This window comes from Streptomyces sp. NPDC127129 (assembly GCF_042671585.1).
In the GTDB taxonomy this organism is placed as follows: domain Bacteria; phylum Actinomycetota; class Actinomycetes; order Streptomycetales; family Streptomycetaceae; genus Streptomyces.
The window spans coordinates 45,307-62,461 of sequence record NZ_JBHXTV010000005.1 but is presented as its reverse complement, the minus strand read 5'-3'; the positions used below and the strand labels follow the sequence as shown (position 1 = coordinate 62,461).

Genomic DNA, 17,155 nt, shown 5'->3' with positions numbered 1-17,155 from the left:
ACGTTCCGTCGACTCCGCCGAAACTCTTTGGAGCCGAGGCGCCACCCTACGGCGGATCTACGGCGCGGCGCCTTCCGACGCGCCGTTTCGGCGGCGGGCCAGGGACCTTTCCAGGCCCCGTTCCGGCCCGCCGCACGTGGTGTCGGGGCTCTCTCAGAGCCCGTTCGTCCCGTTGCCGGCACCCGCGCCGGCCGCCTTGGCGGCGGTGCGGACGGCGCCCGCGACGGCGCCGGCGACCTTGTCGTTGAAGACCGACGGGATGATGTAGTTCGGGTTGAGCTCGTCCTCGGTGACGACGTCGGCGAGCGCGGAGGCGGCCGCGAGCATCATCTCCGTGTTGACGGTGCGGGACTGGGCGTCCAGCAGGCCGCGGAAGACACCGGGGAAGACGAGCACGTTGTTGATCTGGTTCGGGAAGTCGGAGCGGCCGGTGGCCACAACGGCCGCCGTCTGACGGGCGATTGCCGGGTCGACCTCGGGGTCCGGGTTCGCGAGCGCGAACACGATCGCGCCGTCCGCCATGGCGGCGACGTCGTCCGCGCCGAGCACGTTCGGGGCCGACACTCCGATGAAGACGTCCGCGCCGACGACGGCCTGCTTGAGGGTGCCGGTGACGCCCTCGGGGTTGGTGTTGTCGGCGATCCAGCGCAGCGGGGTGCCGGGGGCGGCCTCGACGAGGTCCTCGCGGCCGGCGTGGACGACACCGTGGATGTCGGCGACGACGGCGTGCTTGACGCCCGCGGCGATGAGGAGCTTCAGGATGGCCGTACCGGCGGCGCCCGCGCCGGACATGACGACCCGTACGTCCCCGACGCTCTTGCCGACGACGCGCAGCGCGTTGGTGAGGGCGGCGAGGACGACGATGGCGGTGCCGTGCTGGTCGTCGTGGAAGACGGGGATGTCGAGGGCCTCGCGCAGGCGGGCCTCGATCTCGAAGCAGCGGGGGGCGGAGATGTCCTCCAGGTTGATGCCCGCGAAGCCGGGGGCGATGGCCTTGACGATCTCGACGATGGCGTCGGTGTCCTGGGTGTCCAGGCAGATCGGCCAGGCGTCGATGCCGGCGAAGCGCTTGAAGAGGGCCGCCTTGCCCTCCATGACGGGCAGGGCGGCCATGGGGCCGATGTTGCCCAGGCCGAGGACCGCGGAGCCGTCCGTCACGACTGCGACGGAGTTGCGCTTGATGGTGAGGCGGCGGGCGTCCTCGGGGTTCTCGGCGATCGCCATGCAGACCCGGGCCACGCCCGGGGTGTAGATCATGGAGAGGTCGTCACGGTTGCGGATGGGGTGCTTGGACGCCATCTCGATCTTGCCGCCGAGGTGCATCAGGAACGTACGGTCGGAGACCTTGCCGAGGACGACGCCCTCGATGGTGCGCAGCTGCGCGACGATCTCGTCGGCGTGTGCGGTCGAGGTCGCGGCGATGGTGACGTCGATCCGGAGCTTCTCGTGGCCGGAGGCGGTCACGTCGAGGCCGGTGACGGAACCGCCGTGGGACTCCACCGCCGTGGTGAGCTGGGAGACCGCGGTTCCGCTGGCGGGAACCTCCAGCCGGACCGTCATCGAGTACGAGACGCTGGGCGCCGTTGCCATGGCCGAGTTCCTCTGCTTTCCCTGAGCTTCGTTGCTACGCCGCCCCGGCTGGTTGCCCGGCGGCGCCCTCCGATCGTCGCACCTACCAGCCGGTAGCAGGTAATGCGGTCATTTTGTTTTCGGAAAGTAGTTTCCACCATACGAGAACTTGTGGGGAAACAGAAGAGGTCCGCGATCACCCGTGGGTGACGCGGACCTCTTCTGTATGTACGTACAAGATGGCACCGACCCGCCATGCTCGCCTCGCGGCAAGTGGTCCCTCTAAGGGACGAAGGTTGGGCCCGGGGGCTTGGATCGAGCCGGTGCCATAGACAGGCTAACAAACCACCCTGGTAAGTGATTCCTGCGACGCAGGTTGACCAGAAATCAGTCCCTGAGCAGGTCCGGAACACCGTCCGCGTCCGGTACGTCACGGGCACCCGAGACCACGGTGAGCTGCTGTGTCGCGCGGGTCAGCGCCACGTACAGGACCCGCAGTCCGGCCGGGGACTCGTCCGCGATCTCCGCGGGCGAGGCGACCACGGTGGCGTCGTACTCCAGGCCCTTGGCCTCCAGGGAGCCCAGCGCCACGACCCGGTCGCCGAGGTCGGCGAGCCAGCCGGCGGCCTGCTCACGGCGGTTCATGGCGACCACGACACCGACCGTTCCGTCCACCCGTTCGAGCAGTCTCCGCGCTTCCGCCCGTACGGTTCCGGCCAGATCGTCCTTGCCGGCTACCGCCACGAAGCGGGGCTCCACACCGGTCGACCGGACCGCGCGGGGCGACTCCTTGCCGGGCATGGCGAGGGCGAGCACCTTGGCGGCCAGTTCGGCGATCTCGGCGGGGTTGCGGTAGTTCACGGTCAGCTCGAAACGGCGGCGCGGGCGGGAGCCGAGCGCCTCGTCGCGGGCCTCGGCGGCCTCGTCCGGGGTCGACCAGGAGGACTGTGCCGGGTCACCGACGACCGTCCAGGTCGCGGTGCGGCCGCGCCGTCCCACCATGCGCCACTGCATGGGCGTGAGGTCCTGGGCCTCGTCGACGATGACGTGCGCGTACTCGGTGCGCTCCGCCGCCAGCCGTTCGGCCCGCTCGCGCTGGGTCTCCTCCCGTACGGGCATGAGCTCCTCCAGGCCCGTGAGCTGGTCCAGCGGGTCGTACTCCCGCTTTCTTCGCGGTCTGGCCGGAGTGCCCAGGAGCGTGTTCAGCTCGTCGAGGAGCGCCACGTCGTGCACGGAGAGGCCCTCGCGGCGCAGCGAGCGGGCGAGCCGCCGGACCTCGCCCTGGTTGAGGACGCGCCGGGCCCAGCGGCCGAGGCGCTTCTCGTCGGCCATCGCGTCGAGGACCTGGCGGGGAGTGAGCTCGGGCCACCAGGCGTCGAGGAAGCCGAGGAAGGCGTCCTCGGTGGAGACGTCCTCGTCGAAGGAGGAGCGCAGCTCGGCGGCGAGCTCGGGGTCGCTGTGCCGCCCCACGGCGCCGGACTTGGCGTACAGGGCGTCGAGCAGCAGCTTGCGGGCGCGCGGGCGCAGCAGGTTGACGGGCGCGGAGCCGCCGAGCACGTTGTGGCGGATGCGCTGGAGCTCGTCCGCCTCCAGCTCCAGACGGCGGCCGAAGGCGACGACCCGCAGGCGGGTCGGGGTGCCCGCGGGGGCCGGGGCGGCCTCCTCCTCGTCCAGGGTCGGCTGGGCCCGGTGCTGCGGAGCCGGGGTCTCCAGGGCGCCGCGGGCCGCCTTGCGCAGGACGGCGAGCATGCGGGAGGAGCCCTTGACCCGGGCCACGGCCGGCTCGTCGTACGTGGTGGCCTCGACACCGTCCACCAGCGAGCCGAGCGCGCGGATCGCGACCTGGCCCTCCTCGCCGAGCGAGGGCAGGACGCCCTCGGTGTACGAGACGAGCAGCGGTGTCGGGGAGACGATCAGGATGCCGCCCGCGTACCGGCGCCGGTCCTGGTAGAGCAGGTAGGCCGCCCGGTGCAGGGCGACCGCCGTCTTGCCCGTGCCCGGGCCGCCCTCGACGTACGTGATGGAGGCGGCGGGCGCGCGGATGACCAGGTCCTGCTCGGCCTGGATGGAGGAGACGATGTCGCGCATGGTGTGGCTGCGGGCCTGGCCGAGCGCGGCCATCAGGGCGCCGTCGCCGATCACCGGCAGCTCGTGCCCGTCGAGGGTCGCCGTCAGCTCGGGGCGCATCAGGTCGTCCTCGACACCGAGGACCTTGCGGCCCTTGGAGCGGATGACGCGGCGGCGCACCACGCGGCCGGGGTCGACCGGCGTGGAGCGGTAGAAGGGCGCGGCGGCCGGGGCCCGCCAGTCGATGACGAGCGGCGCGTAGTCGGAGTCGAGGACGCCGATCCGGCCGATGTGGAGGGTCTCGCCGATCTCGGCCGTGTTGTCCGGCCGTACGGCGTCCTCGGCGGGCTCGACGGAGGTGTACGCGCCGTCGGGGCCCTTCTTGCCGTCCTTGCCGTACAGCAGGTCGATGCGGCCGAAGAGGAAGTCCTCGAACTCGTTGTTGAGCCGGTTGAGGTGCACGCCGGCCCGGAAGACCTGGGCGTCCCGCTCGGCGAGCGCGCCGGGGGTACCGACCTGGCCGCGTTTGGCGGCGTCGTTCATCAGGAACTCCGCCTCGTGGATCTTCTCCTCGAGGCGGCGGTAGACCTTGTCCAGATGTTCCTGCTCGACACCGATCTCACGGTCCCGGACCGTGTCGGTGGCGTCCATGGCGGCCATGGCCTCCACGGCTTCCTGCGCGGCCACTGAGGCCCCCTTCTGACGTGCACTGGGCAGCCGTCGAGCGTACGCCACAGGGGGGCAAAATGTCAGGCCTCGACCTCCACGAGGCGTTCGCCGTCGAAGGTCCTGACCTCGAAGTGGTCGATGTCGTTGCGGTCCATCGCCGCGCCGCCGTGGACGTACAGCGGGTTCTTGGCACTCTCCATGGTGGCTCCGGGGATGCCGTACCCCCACTTCGGGACGGCCCAGGAGGTCACGGTCTCCTCGTCACCGCTCTTGGAGACGGCGACCAGCCGGCACTTCAGGGGTCCCTTGACGTTCTTGAGCTCCAGGACCGTGTGGGTGCCCCAGCCCTTCTTCTCCAGGCCGACGGTGGCACTGACCTTGGTCGTCGGGTCGGTGGCCTGGATCTTCTCGTCCATGTGGTGGAAGAAGGCGTCCTCGGCCGGGCTGGTCGGGTGCGGCTCGACGGCTCTGTTCTCCCGCTCGCCGCCGGAGGTGGCGACGACGGCGACGGCGGGGCCGCCGACGACGAGCACGGCGGCGGCCGCGACGAGGTAGAAGGAGCGGCGGCGCCGGTTCGCGCGCTTGGCACCGACCTCGTCGATGAGCCGGTCGAGCAGTTCGGGTCCGGGCTGGGCGCCGACGGCGTGGAGGGGGACGGGGGCGCCCTGGGCCCGGCGGGGGCCGGGCGGGGCGGGCGGCCGGGGCGCGAAGTCGTCGAAGGCCTTGTCGGCGTACGGATCGATCGACGTCGGGCCGAAGGGGGCGGCCGGTGCGGTGCCCGCGTCCGCCAGCATGGCGAGCATCGGCTCCATGCCGGCGAACTCCTCCACGTGCGCGGCGCAGAGCTCGCAACCCGCCAGATGCGCCTCGAAGGCGGCGGCGTCGGCATCGTCCAGGATGCCGAGTACGTACGCACCCGCGGCGTCGTGCGGCGGTGTCATGCCGCTGCTCATGCCGAAACCCCCCTCTCCTCCAGCGCGATTTTCATGGAACGAAGTGCGTAGAACACTCGGGAACGCACGGTCCCGGCAGGTATGCCGAGGGTCTCGGCCGCCTCATTGACCGTACGCCCCTTGAAGTAGGTCTCGACCAACACTTCCCGGTGGGCGGGTGTCAAATCGTCGAGAGCGTCAGAGAGCGTCATCAGCCACAGCGCCTTGTCGATCTCGTCCTCCGCGGGCAGGACCTCGAGCGGTGACGGATCGACCTCCTGGGGCCGGGCCTGCCGGCTTCGGTGGCCGTCGATGACGATGCGCCGGGCAACCGTCACCAGCCAAGGTCTGACGGAGCCGGTAGCCCGGTTGAGCTGGCCGGCGTTCTTCCAGGCACGGATGAGTGTCTCCTGCACGACGTCCTCGGCACGCTGGCGGTCGCCGGCGACGAGGCGAAGTACGTAGGCGAGCAGGGGCCCGGCATGTTCGCGGTAGAGAGCACGCATCAACTCCTCGTCAGGGACGTCGGGTCGGTGGCGTGACACCTCGCTGCGATGCCGGGCCCGATGCGGACGTTCATCGGCCACGGCCGCATCCTTGCGCACCACGAACCTCCCGGTCGAGACCCTGTCTGTCGTGGAGAGGTACGGAGCGCGGACGGGTTCGACTCAACGCCGTGCGAAGTTTTTCACGGGTTTCTTCAGACGGTCGCCTTCGCCCGCCGGGCTGCCCGATGCCGGGCAACGCGCTCCCGGTTTCCGCACGCCTCGCTGGAGCACCAGCGGCGCCGGCGTCCGCGCGAGGTGTCGAGGTAGCAGCGGCGGCAGTCGTCGCTCTCGCAACGGCGCAGCAGGGCGCGGGCGTTCGGGTCGGTGAGCAGGTCGACGGCGTCGCGCGCGACGGCGGCGAGCAGCGCACGGCAGTCGGGTTCGACGCTCAAGGCCCGTACGAGCCCGCCGGTTTCGGTGCGCACGGCGCGGGGTGCGGGGGGCGCGGAGGCCGCGGCGAGGGCGTTGAGCCGCTCCAGGGCGGGCCCGGCGCGCCGCCCGTCGAGCTGGGCGTGGACCAGCTCGACGACACAGTCGCGCAGTTCGCGGAAGCGTACGACCCAGCCGGCGTCGAGGGCACGGAGGGGCACGACGGCGGGGACGAGCCCGGTGGTGCGCAGAAAGCGGTCGAGCGCCTGGGTGTGGGCGAGCGGCTGATCGGCCAGATCAAGGCAGATGCGGCCGGAGTCGAACCGTACGGTCATGACCCTGTCACCACCTCGCGGTCGGATGCGGGCGCCCGACCAGAGTGCTCCCGAACACCCGGTCCGGCTAGAGGGCGTCGCGACCCGTCCGGAACGCATCGCGACCGCCGCGCGGCCCTGCTACCTTGAACGCGTTCAAATGAACACGTTCAACTATGCGGCTGGGGGCGGTCATGGAGATCGGGCGGAAGAGCGGCACGAGCATCCACGGGGGACAACGGGCGCTGGCGGTGTGCGCGGTCGTCGCCGCCGCACCGGTCACGCTGTGGGGGCTGGACTCGTACTTCGCCGTGGTGTTCGTCCTGACCGGGGCTTCCACGGCGTTCCCGCTCTCCCTCGCGTACAGTCGCGTCGCCTTCCGGGGCGCCGCCGTGACGATCGGCGTGCTGCTCCTCGTCTGGGGGGCGCTCGGCGTCTTCCTCGGGATGTTCCTGTTCTGGCCCTCCGCGGTGCTCCTGCTGCTGGCCGTGCTCGCGGACCCGCGCGCTCGACCGGTCGCCACGAAGGTGACCTACGGCGTCGGAGCCCTGCTGACGACCGCGATGCTCGCGCTCGGCGGCTTCTACCTCTGGCACTTCCAGATCGGTCCCGCCCTCGCGGAGCCGCGCACCTTCCGTGCCGCCGCCGAACCGGGGGCTCCGCAGGGCCTCGGAGACGTCGAGGAGCGGCTCGCGCCGTTCGGAGCGACCCAGGTGACCGGATCGGAGTCGGACGCCGGCTCGTACCTGGAGATCCGATTCTCCGAGGATCTGTCCGACGCGCGGCGCGAGGAGTTGCGCAGGGAGATCGGGCTGCTGCCCGGATACGGCGAGGCGGAACTCTGCCCGGTGAGCGAGTGCGGCTGACGGGAGCGTGGGGGGGCCACGGCTCCGGGCCTCGCCGTGGACGCTCGCGTATGGAGCCTGGACGCTCGTCCATGGTGCCGCCCGGCCCGGGGCGCTTGACTGGGTGTCATGACGGACAACAGGGGTGGGACGGCGGCCGGGGCGGTACTCGGCGCGGCGACGGTGGCGACGGGACTGATCGCGGGGGTGTGGTTCGCGTACGTGTGCTCGGTGATGCCGGCGCTCGCGCGCAGCGACGACCGGGTGTTCGTGGAGGTGATGCGGAACATCAACGACGTGATCCAGAACCCGGTCTTCTTCACGCCGTTCTTCGGCGCGCTGATCCTTACGGCGGTCGCCGCGTGGCAGCTGCGGGGCACGCCGGCGCGGGTCTGGGGGATCGCGGCGCTGGTCCTGTACGTCGCGGTCTTCGCGGTCACCTCGGCGGTGAACGTCCCGCTCAACGACGCCCTCGCCGCGGCGACGGACCCGGTACGGGCCCGCGCGGACTTCGAGGCCCCGTGGGTGGCCTGGAACCTCGTCCGCGCGGTCCTGACGACGGCGGGCTTCGTCTGCCTGCTGCGCGCGCTCGCCGTCCGCCGGGTGAGGTGACCGCGCCCGGCGCGGCGGGGCCCGCCCCTACTCGTCGTACTTCGTGTCCGCCACCGGGTCGAGGGCCAGCCGGTACCCGCGCTTGACCACGGTCTGGATCAGTTTCGGCGCGCCGAGCGCCGTCCGCAGCCGGGCCATCGCCGTCTCCACCGCGTGCTCGTCGCGGCCCGCGCCGGGCAGGGCACGCAGCAGGTCGGCGCGGGAGACGACCCAGCCGGGCCGCCGCGCCAGCGTGGTGAGCAGCGCCATCCCGGCCGGCGGGACGGGCCGCAGGGAGCCGTCGACGAGGACCGCGTGCCCGCGGATCTCGATCCGGTGGCCCGCCACCGGGAGCGTACGGGCCCGGGACGGCAGTTCCTGGCAGAGCAGTTGCACCAGCGGCCCGAGCCGGAAGCGCTCGGGCTGCGACGTGCCGATGCCGTGCGCCTGGAGCGGCAGCGCCGTCACCGGCCCCACGCAGACCGCGAGCACGTCGTGGCGCAGCGCTTCGAGGAGCGCGTCCAGCGCTCCCCGGTCCTCCGCCCGCGTCAGCAGCGAGGCGGCGGCCGGTGCGCTGGTGAAGGTCACCGCGTCCAGGGTGCCGGACAGGATCCCGTCCAGGAGCCGGTCGAGGGGGCCGATGTCCTCGGGCGGCATCCACCGGTAGACCGGTACGCCGACGACCTCCGCGCCGCCCGCCGTCAGCGCCTCCACGAACCCGGGCAGCGGCTCCCCGTGCAGCTGGAGCGCGATCCGACGCCCCGTCACCCCCTCGGCGAGGAGCCGGTCGAGCACCTCGGCCATGGACTCGGAGGACGGCGACCACGACTCGGTGAGCCCCGCCGCCCGTACCGCCCCCTTGACCTTGGGGCCCCGGGCGAGCAGCTCCACGCCCCGCAGGCGGTCGAGGAGCGCCTCGCCGTGACCCCAGCCGTCCGCCGCCTCGATCCAGCCACGGAAGCCGATCGCCGTCGTGGCGACGACGACGTCCGGGGCGTGGTCCAGCAGATCCTTCGTGGCGGCGAGCAGTTCCGTGTCGTCCGCGAGCGGCACGATCCGCAGCGCCGCGCCGTGGACCACGGCCGCGCCCCGGCGACGGAGAAGCGTGCTCAGCTCGTCTGCGCGCCGAGCGGCGGTGACCCCGACGGTGAACCCCGCGAGGGGACCCTGCTCTTGCTCGTTCATGACGACCGAGCCTGACGTGGATCCGTGACAGGCTCGGTTCGCCGGTATTTCCTGGCCGTTACGGACCATTTCCGCTCACACCTCGGCGTATCCGCGCTGCGACGCCGGCTCGCCCTGGGCATCCGCGCCCTCGGCCGTGTCCGGGACGACCGCGGGCCGGCGAAGGTATACCGCCCAGGTGACGACCATGCAGGCCGCGTAGAAGAGCAGGAAGGCGACGAAGGCCGCGGTGCCGGTGCCGGCGGTCTGGAAGGACTGCCGGAAGGCAAGGTTGATGCCGAGCCCGCCGAGCGCGCCGACGGCTCCGATCAGCCCCATGGCGGCCCCGGAGAGCCTGCGTCCGTACGCCTCCGCCGCCTCGCCCGACAGCCCCTTGCGGTGCCCCTGTGCGAGGAAGATCGCCGGGATCATCTTGTACGTGGAGCCGTTGCCGAGACCGCTGAGGACGAAGAGGGCGATGAAACCGACGAGGAAGACGGTCAGCGACTCGATGACGGAGGCGTAGACGACCACACCGGTCGCCACGGCCATCCCGCCGAAGTTCGCGAGCGTGATGCGGGCGCCGCCGTGCCGGTCGGCGAGGGAGCCGCCGAACGGCCTGATCAGCGAGCCGAGGAGCGGGCCGATGAAGGTGAGCGACGCGGCCTGGAGCGGAGTGCGCCCGAACTGGGTCTGCAGGACGAGCCCGAAGGCGAAGCTGTAGCCGATGAAGGAACCGAAGGTGCCGATGTAGAGGAAGGCCATGATCCAGGTGTGGCCCGCCCTGACGGCCTCCTTCGCGGCACCGGTGTCGTTCTTCACCGGGGCGAGGTTGTCCATGAAGAGCGCGGCGCAGAGGGCCGCGACGACGATCAGCGGAATGTACACACCGAGGACGATCCTCGGGTGCACGGCTCCGGCGGTGCCGATGACCAGCAGCCCGACGAGCTGGACGACGGGGACGCCGATGTTGCCGCCGCCCGCGTTCAGGCCGAGCGCCCAGCCCTTCTTCCGCAGCGGGAAGAAGGCGTTGATGTTGGTCATGGACGAGGCGAAGTTGCCTCCGCCGACCCCGGTGAGCGCGGCGACCAGCAGGAAGGTCTGGTACGAGGTGCCCGGCTCCATCACGGCGAAGGCGACGCCCGTCGGCAGGAGGAGCAGCAGCGCGCTGAAGACCGTCCAGTTCCGGCCGCCGAAGCGGGCGACGGCGAAGGTGTACGGGACGCGGATCAGCGCGCCGACGAAGGTGGCGGTCGCGATCAGGAAGAACTTCCCCGCCGGGTCGATGCCGTACTGCGGCCCCATGAACAGGACCATGACCGACCACAGGCTCCAGATGGAGAACCCGATGTGCTCGGAGAGCACGGAGAAGACGAGATTGCGCCGCGCGATCCGCTCTCCCTGGTCACGCCAGAAGGTCTCGTCCTCCGGCTCCCACCGTTCGATCCACCGGCCGCCCATCACGTACCTCCACGGTGTCGGGTCCCGAGCGTCAGATGCTCCGGACCTCTTGGGGCACGACCCTAGGGAGGCCGCGTTTCGGGCCGGTGGCTGAAGGTGACGGGTACGGAACCTTGCTCTCACCCGCCGCGCGGCTCCGGTGTGAGTACGGGGTTCCGCTCCCCCGGCGCCCGCCGGCCCGGCCGCCCGGCTGCTCAGGCCCCCGGCACGCCCGGTTCGCCGTGCGGGAGCCAGGAGTCCGCGGGCCGGTCCAGCCACCCTTCCCGCGCGCCGATCTCGGCCGCGGCGGACCGCAGCGCGTCCAGGCCGGGGTGGCGCAGCCCCTTGCGCCACACGAGGCTCACCGGGGAGAGCGGTACGGGGTCGACGAGGGGCCGCAGCACGGAGCCCTCCATCGGCGGGAAGCCGACGACCGCGAGGACGGGGGTGCGGAGTTTGGCCATGATCCGCCGGAACTCCTCCGGTCCCACCGCCATCGGCGCGGGCGGCGCGACAGAGATGCCGCGCCCCTCGAAGAGCCGGGCGGCCAGGTCGGTCCACTCCGGGGTGCGGTCGTTGCCCGCGCCCGCGTAGACGCTCTCGCCCTCCAGCGCGGCCAGCGGCACCTCCGCCAGGTCCGCGAGCCTGTGGTCGTCGGGGAGCACGACCGCCATCGCCTCGTACCGGACGAACTGCGCGGCGAGCCGGCCCCGTGTGGACGCGTCGAGCCCGCCGTACCGCCCGAAGGACACGTCGAGGCGACCGGCGAGGATCTCGGCGGCGGCCCACGTCAGCCCGTTCTCGTAGCGGGCCATCAGCTCCTGCTCGGGGGCGAGTTCACGGGCCCGCTCCATGACGTCGCCCTGGGCGGGGAGCCCGGTGCTGTTGAGATCGACGAGCAGGGGCCTCGCGACCGCCCGGAAGGCGTCGGCGAGTTCGTCGCAGGCGGCCAGCACCCTGCGGGCGTACGGGAGGAGCCGCGTGCCGTCCGGGGTGAGCGTGACCTGTCGGGTCGTCCGTACGAACAGGTCCGTGCCCAGGTCCCGTTCCAGCCGCCGGATGTCGCGGGAGAGGGCCTGCTGGGCGACGTACAGGCGGGCCGCGGCGCGCGTGAAGTGCAGCTCGTCGGCGACGGCGGTGAAGGCGCGCAGCAGCCGGGGTTCGATGTCGTACGAAGTGACCACCCGGCATTTAACAACACGGGTGCGTGAATGGCCACGGATCAGGTGTTGGACCATGGCCCGGGGCTCCCCGGAGGCTGGGTGCATGCCGCATCACGACCTCATGCTCACCCCGGCGGGCCCGGCGCTCGCCCCGCGCTACCGCGAGCCGGAGTCCTCCGCCGCCCCCTCCCCCCTGGCCGCCCCGGCCGCCCCCTCCGCCCCGGCCCGCACCACCGCCCGTGCCTCCGGTCCCGGCATCACCGACGCCCCCGCCCCCGGCTCGTACCGGCGGCTCTTCGCCGTCCCCGGCGCCCGCGCGTTCACCCTCGGGAACCTCGTCGCGCGGCTCCCGATGGGAATGTTCACCGTCAGCGCGGTGATCATGATCGCGGGGGCGTACGGCTCGTACGCGCTCGCCGGAGCCGTCACCGCGACCGGCATGGCCGCCATCGCCGTCGTGGCCCCCTGGACCGCGCGGCTCGTCGACCGGTACGGGCAGGCCCGGGTCGCCGTCCCGGCCGCGGCGCTGGCCGCGCTCGGCTCGCTGGCCCTGCTCCTGTGCGTGCACCACCGGGCACCGGCCTGGACGCTGTTCGTCGCCTACGCCGCGACCGCGACCAGCCCCAACACGGGCGGGATGTCCCGGGCCCGCTGGGCCCATCTCCTCCGCCACGAGCCCTCCACCCTGCACACGGCCAACGCCTTCGAGCAGGCCGTCGACGAGCTGTGCTTCATGCTGGGCCCGGTCCTGGCCGCGTTCCTGTGCACGGCGCTCTTCCCGGAGGCGGGCACGCTGGCCGGCGCCGTCCTGCTCCTCACCGGCGTGCTGGTCTTCACCGCCCAGCGCTCCACCGAGCCCCCGGCCACGCCCCGCTCCGCCACCGCGCCCGGCTCCCTCCTGCGCCGGGCCGGCACCCTGCCCCTGCTCGGCGTCTTCCTCACCATGGGCGCGGTCTTCGGCGCGATGGAGGTCGTGACGCTCGCACACGTGGACGGACCCGCAGCCGGACCGATCCTGGCCCTGCAGGCCGCGGGCTCCTGCGCGGCGGGGCTGGTCTACGGCCGCACCGGACGCTCGGGCCGGCTGCGCACCTGCCTCGTGGCGATGACCTGTCTGATGGCGATGCCGTTCCTGGGCGCCGCGGCCGGCTCCCTGCTCGCCCTGGCCGCCGGGCTGCTGGTGGCGGGCATGGCGACCGCGCCGACGATGGTCACCGGCATGGCCCTGGTCCAGCGCCTGACCCCGGCGGGCCGGCTCAACGAGGGCATGACCCTTGCGGTGACCGCGCTCCTCGCCGGTGTCGCGGTCGGCTCGGCGACCGGCGGCTGGGCGGCGGAGCACGCCCCGTCGACGGTGTACGCGTTCCTGATCCCGACGGCCGCGGCGGCGCTGGCCCTCGCGGGCGAGACGGCCCGGGAAATGACGGAGGCCCGGCGGTCGTCGTGACGACTGCCGGGCCTCTGCCCACATGGGATGAGTGGAGATGGCGGGAATCGAACCCGCGTCCAACGGTGCAGAATCAGGGCTTCTCCGTGTGCAGTCCGCTAGGAGTTTCTCAGCCCCGGAGATCACGCGGACAAGTCTCCGACGGGCTCAGTCACTGTTTGATTTCCCTCAGGCCCCCGTGACCGGGGCTAGAGGTTTAGATCCCTTGATGACGCCAGGATCCGGGTCGGGACCATCCCCGGGCTGACGCTCCTCACAGAGGCTTCTGCTCGTTACCTAAAATTAGGCAGCGAGGGCGAAGCGGGAGTTATCGCTCTTGGAGTTGGCGATTATTGGTTGCGACATATGGTTTACGAGATCATTGCCGCTTCCTCGACACGCTTCCCCTGCTTCGACATCCGCTGTCGAAACCGATCATCCCCATGTTGATTTTTCAAACGTGCACCCGCTGTGAGGTGCGGGTCCCATGGTACGTGACGACCGCGTACGGTTGCCAGCGTATTAAGGGGCCCTGGCCGGACGGGGTCCGCGCGGCCGCCGGCACGGTCTAGACGGCCGCCGCCCGCTGGCGGCGCTTCGCCGCCGCGATCGCCCGGTTCGTCTCGCGGGTGTCCTGCTGCTCCCGCAGCGTCTGCCGCTTGTCGTACTCCTTCTTGCCCTTGGCGAGCGCGATCTCGACCTTGACGCGGCCCTTCAGGAAGTACAGGGCGAGGGGCACGATCGTGTGACCCGTCTCCTGGGACTTCGCCTCCAGCTTGTCGATCTCGGCGCGGTGCAGGAGCAGCTTGCGCTTCCGCTTCGCCGAGTGGTTGGTCCAGCTGCCCTGCGTGTACTCGGGCACATGGATGTTGTGCAGCCACGCCTCGTGCCGGTCGATCTGCACGAAGCCGTCGGCCAGCGACGCCCGGCCCATCCGGAGCGACTTCACCTCGGTGCCCATGAGCACCACACCGCACTCGTAGGTGTCGATGATGTGGTAGTCGTGGCGCGCCTTCTTGTTCTGCGCGATGATCTTGCGCTCAGGACCCTTGTCCGGGTCCTTCTTCTTGGCAGGCTTGCCCTGCACGTTCACGAGTCCCTTTGCCATAGTGCGGCCATTTTCGCACTACGAGCCCCCTCCGAGGCCACTCAATACCGTCCTCGCCCGCTTCTCGGCCCGCTCGCCCGTGGTGTCGCTGACCACCAGGTCGGGTGTGATGCCCAGGCCGTCGACGCCGTGGCCCGAGGGGGTGCGGTAGTGGCCGACGGTCAGCTCGGCGACGGAGCCGTCGGGCAGCGTGCTCGGCATCTGCACCGAACCCTTGCCGAAGGTGCGCGAGCCGACGGTGACGGCCCGGCCGCGGTCCTTCAGGGCCCCGGTGAGCAGCTCGGCGGCGCTCATCGTGCCCCCGTCGACCAGCGCCACCACCGGCCGCCGGGTGTCGCCGCCGCTCTGCGCGTACAGCGCGCGCTGCTCGCCGTCGACGTCGTAGGTGGCGACCAGTCCGCCGTCCAGGAAGGCGGAGGCGGCGACCGTGGCCTCGGCGACCAGTCCGCCGGCGTTGCCCCGCAGGTCGAGGAGGACTCCGGCGCCGGCCGGGGCGCGCCGTACCGCGTCCCGTACCCGCTGGCCCGCGCCCTTGGTGAAGGCCGTGACCTTGATCAGTACCGTCCCGTCGTCGAGGCGGCGCACGGTGACGTCGTCGGTGGCGAGCCGGGCCCGGGTGAGGGTCTGCGTCCAGGCGGAGCGGCCGCGTTCGACGCCGAGGGCGACGGTGGAGCCGGCCGGGGCGCCGTCGCCGCGCAGCAGGGACACGACCTCGGAGACGGAGAGGGCGGCGGTGTCGCGTCCGTCGACGGCGACGAGGCGGTCGCCCGCGCGCAGCCCGGCCAGGGCGGCCGGTCCGCCGGTCTGGACGCGGCTGATCTCGATGCGGCCGCTGTCCGCCTTCCGCGCGGAGAGTCCGACGCCGGTGTACGAGCCGTCGAGGGCCTGCTCGAACTCCTCGAACTCCGCGGGGCCGTAGACCGCGCCCCAGCGGTCGCCGCTGCGGCTGACGAACTCCTCGGCGGCCTGCTGGCCGGACTTGCCGTCGGCCATCGCCTCGGCGGCGGCGCGGGAGAGGTCGGCCGGGTCTACCGTGCCGTGCGCGGCGGCCTGGGGGGCGCGCTTCACGGAGGCGGCCTCCTGCCGGGGCAGGGAGCCGGTGGCGGCGGCCGTGGCGAGCACTCCGGCGAAGACCAGCGTCAGGGCAGCCCCGCGGAGAACTCCGCGGGGCCGGAGACAGAGGTCGGGGCGGGAGCCCGGGTCGACGGCCGACATGGCGCCCACTCTAGGACAAGCGAAAGGCGCCGTACGGTGGTTGGCCGTACGGCGCCCGGGGCACTCAGGGGTCTCTTCTCACACCTTGAGGTACTTGCGCAGCGCGACGAAGGCCGCAAGGGACGGCATCAGCAGGCCGATGACGAGGACGAGCGGCAGCACCGAGAGGACGGCGTCCCAGCCGATGAAGTTGACGAGCTGCATCTTCTCGGCGAGCGCGATGCCGTGGTCGATGAGGAAGTACCGGCCGACCAGGAGCATGATGCAGGCGACGGCGCCGCCGAGGAGGCCTGCGAAGGCCGCCTCCATGATGAACGGCATCTGGATGTAGAAGCTGGAGGCCCCGACCAGCCGCATGATGCCGGTCTCACGCCGTCGGCTGAAGGCCGAGACGCGCACCGTGTTGACGATCAGCATCAACGCGATGACGAGCATCAGCGCCATGACGCCGAGCGCTGCGACGTTCATGCCGTTCATCAGGTCGAAGAGGTTCTGCAGGATGCCGCGTTGGTCCTGGACGGACTCCACGCCGTCCCGCCCGGCGAAGGCGGTGGCGACGACCTTGTACTTCTCCGGGTCGTCCAGCTTGACCCGGAACGACTCCTGCATCTGGTCGGGCGTGATGACCGACGCGATGGCGGTGTCGCTGTACTGCTCCTTGTAGTGCTTGTAGGCCTCGTCGGTGGACTCGTGGTGCACGGTCTCGACGATGTCCATCTTCTTCAGATCGGCCTCGATCTGCTCCTTCTGCTGTGCGGTCACCGCGCCCTTGGCGCACTTGGTGGAGGTGGCCGCGTCGTTCTTGTTGCAGAGGAAGATGGAGACGTTGACCTTGTCGTACCAGTAGTCCTTCATCGTGCTGACCTGCTCGCGCATGAGCAGCGCACCGCCGAACAGGGCGAGCGAGAGGGCCACGGAGACGATGACGGCGAAGGTCATCGTGAGATTGCGCCGGAGGCCGACGCCGATCTCGGAGAGCACGAACTGAGCGCGCATGGTGTTCTATCCCCTACCTGCTCAGTGCTGGTATCCGTAGACGCCGCGCGCCTGGTCGCGGACGAGGCGGCCCTTTTCGAGCTCGATGACGCGCTTGCGCATCTGGTCGACGATGTTCTGGTCGTGGGTCGCCATGACGACGGTGGTCCCTGTCCTGTTGATGCGGTCGAGCAGCTTCATGATGCCGACGGAGGTCTGCGGGTCGAGGTTGCCGGTGGGCTCGTCGGCGATCAGCAGCATCGGGCGGTTGACGAAGGCGCGGGCGATGGCGACGCGCTGCTGCTCACCGCCGGAGAGCTCGCCGGGCATCCGGTCCTCCTTGCCGCCGAGGCCGACGAGGTCGAGGACCTGGGGCACGGCCTTGCGGATCTCGCCGCGCGGCTTGCCGATGACCTCCTGGGCGAAGGCGACGTTCTCGGCCACGGTCTTGTTGGGCAGCAGCCGGAAGTCCTGGAAGACGGTTCCGAGCTGGCGCCGCATGTGGGGCACCTTCCAGTTGGACAGCCGGGCGAGGTCCTTGCCGAGGACGTGCACCTGGCCATGGCTGCAGCGCTCCTCGCGCAGGATCAGCCGGAGAAAAGTCGACTTTCCGGAGCCGGAGGAACCGACGAGGAAGACGAACTCCCCCTTCTCGATCTCCAGGGATACATCCCGGAGCGCGGGGCGGTTCTGCTTCGGATAGGACTTGGAGACGTTGTCGAATCGGATCACGGATGCACCACGGTCGGCCGGGAGTAGG

General features: G+C 71.3%; 15 protein-coding genes and 1 other RNA gene. 3 read left to right on the top strand and 13 right to left on the bottom strand.

What is annotated here, in order from left to right:
* Window positions 1-153: 153 nt before the first annotated feature.
* The 5 genes from ACFVGW_RS11155 to ACFVGW_RS11135 all read right to left on the bottom strand — a co-directional run bounded on the left by ACFVGW_RS11155 (window position 154) and on the right by ACFVGW_RS11135 (window position 6,489).
* Entirely contained in the window at window positions 154-1,590 is a 1,437-nt protein-coding gene (locus tag ACFVGW_RS11155; protein WP_385851760.1) for an NAD-dependent malic enzyme, read from the bottom strand.
* Window positions 1,591-1,956: 366 nt separating this feature from the next.
* Window positions 1,957-4,296, bottom strand: a complete 2,340-nt coding sequence (locus tag ACFVGW_RS11150; RefSeq protein ID WP_385851990.1) for a HelD family protein — start codon at window positions 4,294-4,296, stop codon at window positions 1,957-1,959.
* 89 nt (window positions 4,297-4,385) lie between these two features.
* Entirely contained in the window at window positions 4,386-5,258 is an 873-nt protein-coding gene (locus ACFVGW_RS11145; protein WP_385851759.1) for a zf-HC2 domain-containing protein, read from the bottom strand.
* The gene (locus ACFVGW_RS11140) at window positions 5,255-5,842 is read right to left on the bottom strand and encodes a sigma-70 family RNA polymerase sigma factor (RefSeq protein ID WP_352187529.1); all 588 of its coding nucleotides are present in this window, start codon (window positions 5,840-5,842) and stop codon (window positions 5,255-5,257) included. The genes ACFVGW_RS11145 and ACFVGW_RS11140 overlap by 4 nt, the downstream gene beginning before the upstream one ends.
* 95 nt (window positions 5,843-5,937) lie before the next feature.
* Window positions 5,938-6,489: a CGNR zinc finger domain-containing protein gene (locus ACFVGW_RS11135; RefSeq protein WP_385851758.1), complete on the bottom strand. Its 552-nt coding sequence runs from the start codon at window positions 6,487-6,489 to the stop codon at window positions 5,938-5,940.
* Window positions 6,490-6,662: 173 nt separating this feature from the next.
* On the opposite strand from ACFVGW_RS11135, the gene ACFVGW_RS11130 reads away from it, so the two are divergent.
* Both ACFVGW_RS11130 and ACFVGW_RS11125 read left to right on the top strand, forming a co-directional pair.
* Window positions 6,663-7,334 carry a hypothetical protein gene (locus ACFVGW_RS11130; protein ID WP_385851757.1) on the top strand — a complete coding sequence of 224 codons (672 nt, stop codon included), beginning with the start codon at window positions 6,663-6,665 and terminating at the stop codon, window positions 7,332-7,334.
* A 108-nt stretch (window positions 7,335-7,442) separates the two neighbouring features.
* Entirely contained in the window at window positions 7,443-7,925 is a 483-nt protein-coding gene (locus ACFVGW_RS11125; protein WP_385851756.1) for a DUF1772 domain-containing protein, read from the top strand.
* Between the two features lie 27 nt (window positions 7,926-7,952).
* On the opposite strand, the gene ACFVGW_RS11120 is transcribed toward ACFVGW_RS11125, so the two are convergent.
* The 3 genes from ACFVGW_RS11120 to ACFVGW_RS11110 all read right to left on the bottom strand — a co-directional run bounded on the left by ACFVGW_RS11120 (window position 7,953) and on the right by ACFVGW_RS11110 (window position 11,746).
* Window positions 7,953-9,089 (bottom strand): uroporphyrinogen-III synthase, encoded by a 1,137-nt coding sequence (locus tag ACFVGW_RS11120; RefSeq protein ID WP_385851755.1) that lies wholly within the window; start codon window positions 9,087-9,089, stop codon window positions 7,953-7,955.
* Between the two features lie 75 nt (window positions 9,090-9,164).
* Complete coding sequence (locus ACFVGW_RS11115; protein WP_385851754.1) at window positions 9,165-10,529, bottom strand: nitrate/nitrite transporter; 1,365 nt, start codon at window positions 10,527-10,529, stop codon at window positions 9,165-9,167.
* A 194-nt stretch (window positions 10,530-10,723) separates the two neighbouring features.
* Window positions 10,724-11,746: a LysR family transcriptional regulator gene (locus ACFVGW_RS11110; protein ID WP_385851753.1), complete on the bottom strand. Its 1,023-nt coding sequence runs from the start codon at window positions 11,744-11,746 to the stop codon at window positions 10,724-10,726.
* A gap of 28 nt (window positions 11,747-11,774) precedes the next feature.
* On the opposite strand from ACFVGW_RS11110, the gene ACFVGW_RS11105 reads away from it, so the two are divergent.
* Window positions 11,775-13,118 carry an MFS transporter gene (locus tag ACFVGW_RS11105; RefSeq protein WP_385851752.1) on the top strand — a complete coding sequence of 448 codons (1,344 nt, stop codon included), beginning with the start codon at window positions 11,775-11,777 and terminating at the stop codon, window positions 13,116-13,118.
* A gap of 29 nt (window positions 13,119-13,147) precedes the next feature.
* Here the strand turns inward: ACFVGW_RS11105 and ssrA are convergent.
* From ssrA to ftsE, 5 genes are all read right to left on the bottom strand, one after another.
* Window positions 13,148-13,540, bottom strand: a transfer-messenger RNA (tmRNA) gene (gene ssrA / locus ACFVGW_RS11100).
* Between the two features lie 125 nt (window positions 13,541-13,665).
* Window positions 13,666-14,205, bottom strand: coding sequence for an SsrA-binding protein SmpB (gene smpB, locus ACFVGW_RS11095; RefSeq protein ID WP_385851751.1), 540 nt, complete (start codon window positions 14,203-14,205; stop codon window positions 13,666-13,668).
* Window positions 14,206-14,223: 18 nt separating this feature from the next.
* Window positions 14,224-15,420: a S41 family peptidase gene (locus tag ACFVGW_RS11090; RefSeq protein ID WP_385851750.1), complete on the bottom strand. Its 1,197-nt coding sequence runs from the start codon at window positions 15,418-15,420 to the stop codon at window positions 14,224-14,226.
* 78 nt (window positions 15,421-15,498) lie between these two features.
* Window positions 15,499-16,416, bottom strand: a complete 918-nt coding sequence (ftsX, locus tag ACFVGW_RS11085; protein ID WP_385851749.1) for a permease-like cell division protein FtsX — start codon at window positions 16,414-16,416, stop codon at window positions 15,499-15,501.
* Window positions 16,417-16,437: 21 nt separating this feature from the next.
* The gene (gene ftsE, locus ACFVGW_RS11080; RefSeq protein WP_215071052.1) at window positions 16,438-17,127 is read right to left on the bottom strand and encodes a cell division ATP-binding protein FtsE; all 690 of its coding nucleotides are present in this window, start codon (window positions 17,125-17,127) and stop codon (window positions 16,438-16,440) included.
* Window positions 17,128-17,155 lie beyond the last annotated feature (28 nt).